We start from the raw sequence: 7,114 nt of genomic DNA on the forward strand, positions 1-7,114 counted from the left end.
CACCCTCGCCGCCACCGCCCCTCCCCCGCCTCGACCGCGCGACCGGAGCTCCTCCCCCGGGAGAGCCAACCGCGGTTCACCCTGCGGGAGGAGGGCGCGGGGGCGTCAGAACACGGAACTGATGCCGAAGGAGGTGGCCACCAGGCCGAGGACGTACGTCGACTCGGCGCCGTTCAGGGAGGTCGGGTCGACGGAGTAGACGACCTTGCGGGAGAGGTCGCGGGTGGCGAAGACCCCGCTGGTGGAGCCGGGGCGGGAGCCGGTCTTGCCCCAGGCGGTGATGCCGTGGGCCTGGAGGCGCTCCAGGCCCGTGCTCATGCAGGCCTTGCCGCCGGGGCAGTGGGTGCTGTGGGCGGTGGCGGGGACGTCGGGGACGGTGAAGAGCAGTTCCTGCTGGGCGGCGGGGAGGAGGCGCCCGCGGAACAGGGCGGTCATGAAGCGGTCCAGGTCGTCGGCGCTGGAGACCATGCCGCCCTCGACCCAGGGCCAGGCGCTCTGCTCGGTCACGTCCGCCCGGTGGGTGCCGCCGCCGGCGTCGGGGACGGTCAGGTAGGGGCGGGTGGCGGGGTGGCGCAGGGAGGGGTCGTCGGCGTCCGGGAGGGCGGTGTCGTGCAGGCCGAGCGGCCGGATGATCCGGTCGTTCAGCTCGTCGGCGAAGCTGCGACCGGTGACCTCCTGGACGACCAGCCCGGCGACGAAGGTGTTCATGCCGTTGTACTGCTGCTCGGTGCCGGGCGTGAAGCCCAGCGGGTAGCCGTGCATGGTGGCGAGGACCTGCTCGGGGGTGAAGGAGTCGAACCGGTGGGCCTCGAACCAGGTGGTCGTCCCGTCGCCCCAGGGCGCGTTGGAGCCGTCCGGCAGCCCGCTGGTGTGGTTGAGCAACTGGCCGACCTCGACCCCCTGGTAGGGGAAGTCCGGCAGGTACCGCCGGACGTCGGCGTCCAGGTCGATCCGGCCCTCGGCGACGAGTTGGAGGACGACGGTGGTGGTGAAGACCTTGGAGACCGACCCGATCCGGAACCTGCCGTGCGGGTCCACCGCCATGCCGTCCTCCGCCGAACTGCCCTCGAAGCGGCCGGTGGAGCCGGTGACGCGGACGAAGGAGGCGGAGACGTCGGCGGCCGGCCGCCCGGCGAGTGCCGCCCGGACGGCCGCCCGGTCCAGCGGTGCCGGAGTTCCGGCCCCGGCCGCGCCCGCGGCGGGAGCGGCCGGGGCGGCGAGGGCGGGTGCACCGGCCCCGACCGTCAGCACGGCCGCCAGGGTTCCGGCCGCGGCGACGGCGGCCCAACGGGTGCGGTGTGTGGAGGCGTTCACGGGTTCTGCAGCTCCAGACTGGTCGTCGGCGAGCCGGCGCGTCCGGCTCACCGACGAGTCTGCCGACCCGCCGCGCCCCGATCATCAGGGTCGGACCGCCGCCGCCCCCTGATCTTCCGTCGGGGTGCACCCCCGAGAGCGCCCCGGGTCACGCCCTCGCCAGCAGGCTGACGTACCCCCGGTCCGGGCGCTCCGGCCGGGCCTGTTCCAGCCGGGTGGTGACGGTGAACCCGGCTCCCGCGAGCAGCGCGACCAGCCGGTCGGCCGGGACGAGGTGGGAGGCCCAGGTCACCGGGTGCCCGTACGCCGAGCTCGGCCGGGACTCCTCGTCGCCGGTGTGCCCGCCCAGCAGCAGGTGCCCGCCGGGGGCCAGCACCCGGTGGAACTCCGCGAGCAGCGCGGGTAGTTCGGCCTCCGGGGTGTGGTGGACGGAGTACCAGGCGAGGATGCCGCCGAGACTGCCGTCGGCGGCGTCCAGGGCGGCCATCGAGCCGACGGCGAAGCGCAGTCGGGGGTACGCGCCGCGGGCGAGGGCGATCATCGCGCCCGACACGTCGACGCCGTGGGCGCGGAGCCCCAGCCCGTTCAGGTACGCCGTCACCCGCCCCGGTCCGCAGCCGAGGTCGGCGACCTCGGAGCCGCCCGCCTCCCGGACCAGTTCCGCGAAGGCGGCGAGCATCGCGCGCGAGAGCGGGTCCATGCCCTCCGGCGGCACGACGCGGCGCAGGTAGTCGGCGGCCACGGTGTCGTAGGAGTCGCGGACGGCGGCGAGGTGAGCGGGGTGGTCGGAGTGGTCGGAGTGGGCGGGGCGAGCAGGGTGGTTCACCGCGCCGCACCAGGCTTCGCGGCCCGGGCGGCGCGCTCGGCGAAGACCTTCTCGCGGCGGTCGGCGGTCTGCTTCATCATCCGCTTGCGGTCGCGGGCGGAGAGCCGGTCGAGGTAGAGGCCGCCGTTCAGGTGGTCGGTCTCGTGCTGGAGGCAGCGGGCGAAGTAGCCGGCGCCCTCGATCACCACGGGTTCGCCGTGCTGGTCGACTCCGCGCACCACCGCGTGGGCGGGGCGGGCGAGTTGGGTGTTGGCACCGGGCACGGACAGGCAGCCTTCGACGTCCTCGACCAGCCGGCGGCCGGGCTCCTGCGCCTCGACCACCGGGTTGAGCACGTGTCCGACGTGCCGCACGCCGTCCTCGTCGGTGCAGTCGTAGACGAACAGCCTGAGGTCGACGTCCACCTGGTTGGCGGCGAGGCCGCAGCCGTCGGCGACGTACATGGTGGCGAACATGTCGTCGACCAGCCGGGCCAGCCACTCGCTGCCGAAGTCCTGCTCGGTCGCCGTGCGGCAGGTGCGGCGGAGGATCTCCTCCCCCATCTCGGTGATCCTCAGGACGGTCGGACGCTCGCGCAGCTCGGACACGGGTGCTCCCCTTCGATGGACTTGCTGTCAGCTTTGCAAAGTAGCAGACTTTGCAAAGTGACCGAAGACGTCGTCAGATCCGAGGCCCTCGCCGAACACGCGGTGCGCACCGCCCTGTTGGCACTCCTCGCCGAACACGGCACCCTCACCTCCACCGAGGCCGCCGCACACCTGGGGCTGAGCTCCGGACTCTGCTCCTTCCACCTGCGCCGGCTCGCCCACTACGGGCTGATCGAGGAGGCGCCCGCCCTCGACGGCCGGGCCCGACCCTGGCGCCTCCCCCGGGCCCGACCGGAGCAGAGCCCGGAGCGGGGATCGGAACAGAGCCCGGAGCCGGGCGAGGAGGAGTTCGGCGAACTCGCCCGCGGCCTGGAGGACGAGAGCCACCGGCGCTGGCTGGCCCGGCGCTCCGAGGCCCCGGCCGAGTGGCAGCGGGACGAGGCGTTCAGCGCCGTCGTCCACCTCACCCCGGCCGAACTGGCCTCCGTCGGCGCGGAGGTGCGCCGGATCCTCGCCCGCTACCGCGACCGCGAGGCCGACCCGGCCGCCCGCCCCGCCGGGGCCCGACCGGTCGCCGCCGTCACCCGGCTGTTCCCCCTGCTGGAAGGGCACTGAGGCCACCGGCGCGGCACCAGAACCGGACGGACGTTCGGTGCGTCCGTTTGAGGCGTGATCAGTGCGGTGCTCGGCGGGATGCCGATGTTCTGGCCCGGACTGCTGCTCTCGCTGGTGCCGGCCGCGCTGCTGAACCGGCCGGTGGGGCGGTTGCTGCGGGCCCATTGGGTGGTGGGCTTCCTGCTGCTGCTCGGGCTCGGCGGGGTCCTGGTGGCGACGCTGCTGCCGGAGGCGTTCCGGCTGTCCGCGGACGCCGTGCGGCACTGCACCGTCCAGGGCGCGCGGCCGCGTTCGCCGTACGAGCTGATGCACGTGCGGCACATCGAGCTCAAGCTGGCGACCTACGCCCCGGTCGGCTTCGCCGCCGCCCTGGCCGGGACCAGGCGGCGGGCGGTGGTGGCGCTGCTGGGCGCGGCGGTGCTGCCGTTCGCGGTGTCGGCGGTGCAGTACGCGGTGCCGTCGATCGGGCGGGCCTGCGACGTGCAGAACGTCTGGGACGGGGTGCAGGGGGTCGTCCTGGGGGCGGCGGTGGGGCTGGCGCTGGCGCCGGTGGTCCGGCGGGTGGCCCGGGCCCGGGCGGCGGCGCCCTGAGCGGCCGTCACTGCACGACCAGGTAGCGCTGCTCGCTCCCGCCGCTGACGCAGCCCCCGCCGGTGGCCGGCCCGCCGGTGCAGTCGCCCGGCCCCGAGGTGAAGACGGTCCAGATGTACACCCCGGGCAGCTTCGGCGTGTACGTGATGCTCAGCGCGGTCTGCCAGGGCCGGTGGTCCCAGTCGGTGGCGCCCGGCGTCAGGATGTTCACCGTGGAGGTGGTGCCGGCGCTCGCCCAGCTGAACTCGACCGGCTTCCCCACCGGGACGACCTGCTGGTCCTTCGGGAAGACCGGGATGGGGGCCGAAGGGGCGGACTTGACCGGGTTGGCCGCCTGGTCCTGGTCGGTCTGCACGTTGAGGTAGCGGGTGGCGCTCCAGCCGCTGCCGATGCTGCCGCTGGAGGCGTTGGCGCCGACCACGGCCCACTGGTAGACGCCCGCCTCGGTGGGCTTGAAGGTGCAGGCGGCGGAGGTGAGCCAGCCGGAGGCTTGCCAGGGCAGGCTGCCGCGCCGGGTGAAGACCTTGGTCACCGCGCCGGCCTTGTCCCAGCTGAGCGTCAGCGAGCGGCCCAGCGTCAGGGTGTCCCGGTCGGCGGGGGTGAGCAGGCCGGAGGCGTGCGGGGTGCCGTTCGGCACCGCCGCGGGCGGGCCCTGGTAGGCGCTCGCGTCACCGCCCGTACCGCCGGCGGAACCGGACGCGCCGGAGGACCCGCCGGTCACGCAGTCCGGCGAACCGCCGTCGTCCTTGGCGACCACGAAGCCGCCGTTGTCCAGCCCGGTGCCGCCGCCGCCCTCGTGCCGCAGGTAGACCGGCACCAGCACCGCGGCCGCGATCAGCACCAGCGCGCTCGGCAGCACGATCCGGAGCCGCCGCGCCCGGCGCCTCCGGGCCGCCGCCTCCGAGGGCTCGGTGCGCACCCAGCCACCGGCGCCGTACGGGTCCGCGCCCAGCAGGGTCGGCACCCGGGTGGACGGCACCCGCCCGGGCGGCGCCACCCCGGGGCCCGGGCCGGGCGCCAGCAGCGGTGCCTCCGGGACGGCGGGCCGCACCCGCAGCGCCTCCGGCAGCCATGAGCCGGTCGGCCCCTCGTACCCGGGCGGCCCGAGCCGCTCCACCAGCTCGGCGGGGGTGGGCCGGTCCTCCGGGCGGCGGGCCAGGCAGGCGGCGACCAGCGGGCGCAGCGCCTCGGGCACCTCGCCGAGGTCGGGCTCGGTGTGCATGATCCGGTAGAGCAGCACCTGCGGGTTGCCGCCGTGCCCGTACGGGGCGCTGCCGGCGGCGTGGCAGAGCACCCGGCCGAGGCTGAACAGGTCGCAGGCGGGGCTGAGCGGCTCGCCCGCGATCTGTTCCGGCGCCATGTAGCCGGGGGTGCCGATGACGGTCTGGGTGCGGGTGATCGAGGCGCCGTCGAGGGCGCGGGCGATGCCGAAGTCGATGACCCGCGGCCCGTCGTCGCTGAGCAGCACGTTGGAGGGCTTGAGGTCGCGGTGGACGAGTCCGACCGCGTGGATCGCCGCCAGGGCCTCGGCCAGTCCGGCGCCGAGCACCCGCAGGACGGGTTCGGGCAGCGGGCCGTGGGCGGCGACGGCCGACTCCAGGGACGGGCCGGGGATGTAGGCGGTGACCAGCCAGGGCGGGTCGCCGTCCGGGTCGGCGTCGACCACCTGGGCGGTGTGGAAGCCGCCGACCCGCCGGGCGGCCTCCATCTCCTGGGTGAAGCGGAGCCGGAAGTGGGGGTCGGTGGCGAGGTCCCAGTGCACGCACTTGACCGCGACGAGCCGCCCGCCGGGCGAGCGCCCCAGGTACACGGTCCCCATCCCACCGCTGCCGAGCCGGGCCAGCAGCCGGTAGCGGCCGCCGACCGTCCTCGGGTCGGTGGGTCTCAACGCCTCCACGTCCACCCCCGGCGTGCGCGTTCCACGTTCCGCGGGGACGACGGCAGTTGAGCACATGTCAGTTGCCGTTCCCCGCACGGGGAATCATCTCAGCAGCACGCCTGCGGGGCCAGATCACGAAGGCAAAGAACCGAAGGAAAGGCACTCGGGGCGAGGAGCGGCCCGCACGGGCCTCAGTGCGGGATCGAGAAGATCAGCTCGTGCGCCCCCTGCCGCTTGAGCGCGAGGGCGACCGAGGTGCCGAGGTCCTCCGGGGTGAGCGCGCCGGCCCACTCGTGGGCGTCCAGCACCCGCTTGCCGTCGGGGGTGAAGACCCGGCCGCGCAGCGAGAGCCGGCCGTCCGCCTCCGCCTTGGCGAAGCCGGAGATCGGGCTGTTGCAGTGGCCCTGCAGCACGTGCAGGAACATCCGCTCGGCCGCCGCCTCGCGCCAGGTGTCGTGGTGGCCGAGCCCGGTGACGGCCTCGATGGTCGCCGCGTCGTCCTCGCGGCACTGCAGCACGAGGATGCCGGCACCGATCGGCGGGCACATCTCCTCGACCGGCAGGACCTCGGTGATCCTGGCCCGCTCGCCGATCCGCTCCAGCCCGGAGACGGCGAGCAGCAGCGCGTCGACGTCCCCGGCGGCCAGCTTGGCGAGCCGGCTGTTGGCGTTGCCGCGGATCGGCACGCACTCCAGGTGCGGGTGGGAGGCGGCGAGCTGGGCGATCCGGCGGACGGAGGAGGTGCCGATCCGGGCGCCGGGCGGGAGTTGGGCCAGGGTCAGGCCGCCGGGGTGGACGAGTGCGTCGCGGATGTCGTCGCGGCGCAGGTAGGCGGCGAAGACGGTGCCGGCGGGCAGCGGGCGGTCGGCGGGCACGTCCTTGAGGCAGTGCACGGCGACGTCGGCCTCCCCGGCGAGCAGCGCGGCGTCCACCTCCTTGGTGAACGCGCCCTTGCCGCCCAGGGCGGCGAGGTCCCCGGTCCAGCGGTCGCCGGAGGTGGTGACCGGCACCACCTCGGTGCGCAACCCCGGGTGCAGCTCGGCGAGTTCGGCGCGGACCCGGTCGACCTGGGCGAGTGCCATGGGTGAGGAGCGGGACACGATGCGGATCAGCTCAGCGGTGGCCATGGCGCGATGATAGGCGCCCCTACGGCCACGGCCGTGACCGCGTCACGTACTCGGCGTAACGGCGCGGCGGTTCCGCCCACGGCGGGGCGGCCGGGCGGTGCACCACCCCGCCCCCCCCCCCCCCCCCCCCCCCCCCGCCCCCCCCCCCCCCCCCCCCCGCCCCGGGGCCCCCGGT

General features: G+C 75.2%; 7 protein-coding genes. 2 read left to right on the forward strand and 5 right to left on the reverse strand.

Going from position 1 to position 7,114, the window contains the following annotated elements:
* Positions 1 to 105 precede the first annotated feature (105 nt).
* The 3 genes from ACFXOZ_RS08815 to def form a co-directional block, all read right to left on the reverse strand.
* Positions 106 to 1,314, reverse strand: coding sequence for a serine hydrolase domain-containing protein (locus ACFXOZ_RS08815; protein WP_380529663.1), 1,209 nt, complete (start codon positions 1,312 to 1,314; stop codon positions 106 to 108).
* Between the two features lie 148 nt (positions 1,315 to 1,462).
* Positions 1,463 to 2,140, reverse strand: coding sequence for a class I SAM-dependent methyltransferase (locus ACFXOZ_RS08820; RefSeq protein ID WP_380588675.1), 678 nt, complete (start codon positions 2,138 to 2,140; stop codon positions 1,463 to 1,465).
* Entirely contained in the window at positions 2,137 to 2,727 is a 591-nt protein-coding gene (gene def, locus ACFXOZ_RS08825) for a peptide deformylase (protein ID WP_380588678.1), read from the reverse strand. The genes ACFXOZ_RS08820 and def overlap by 4 nt, the downstream gene beginning before the upstream one ends.
* A 57-nt stretch (positions 2,728 to 2,784) precedes the next feature.
* On the opposite strand from def, the gene ACFXOZ_RS08830 reads away from it, so the two are divergent.
* Both ACFXOZ_RS08830 and ACFXOZ_RS08835 read left to right on the forward strand, forming a co-directional pair.
* Complete coding sequence (locus ACFXOZ_RS08830) at positions 2,785 to 3,342, forward strand: helix-turn-helix domain-containing protein (protein ID WP_380529668.1); 558 nt, start codon at positions 2,785 to 2,787, stop codon at positions 3,340 to 3,342.
* Between the two features lie 54 nt (positions 3,343 to 3,396).
* The gene (locus ACFXOZ_RS08835) at positions 3,397 to 3,933 is read left to right on the forward strand and encodes a hypothetical protein (protein ID WP_380588680.1); all 537 of its coding nucleotides are present in this window, start codon (positions 3,397 to 3,399) and stop codon (positions 3,931 to 3,933) included.
* 7 nt (positions 3,934 to 3,940) lie between these two features.
* Here the strand turns inward: ACFXOZ_RS08835 and ACFXOZ_RS08840 are convergent, their stop codons facing one another.
* Entirely contained in the window at positions 3,941 to 5,821 is a 1,881-nt protein-coding gene (locus ACFXOZ_RS08840; RefSeq protein WP_380588683.1) for a serine/threonine protein kinase, read from the reverse strand.
* Between the two features lie 182 nt (positions 5,822 to 6,003).
* On the reverse strand, positions 6,004 to 6,939 hold the full coding sequence (gene hemC / locus ACFXOZ_RS08845) for a hydroxymethylbilane synthase (protein WP_380588686.1): 936 nt from the start codon (positions 6,937 to 6,939) through the stop codon (positions 6,004 to 6,006).
* Between the last annotated feature and the right edge of the window lie 175 nt (positions 6,940 to 7,114).

This window comes from Kitasatospora sp. NPDC059160, from assembly GCF_042755465.1.
Classification (GTDB): domain Bacteria; phylum Actinomycetota; class Actinomycetes; order Streptomycetales; family Streptomycetaceae; genus Kitasatospora.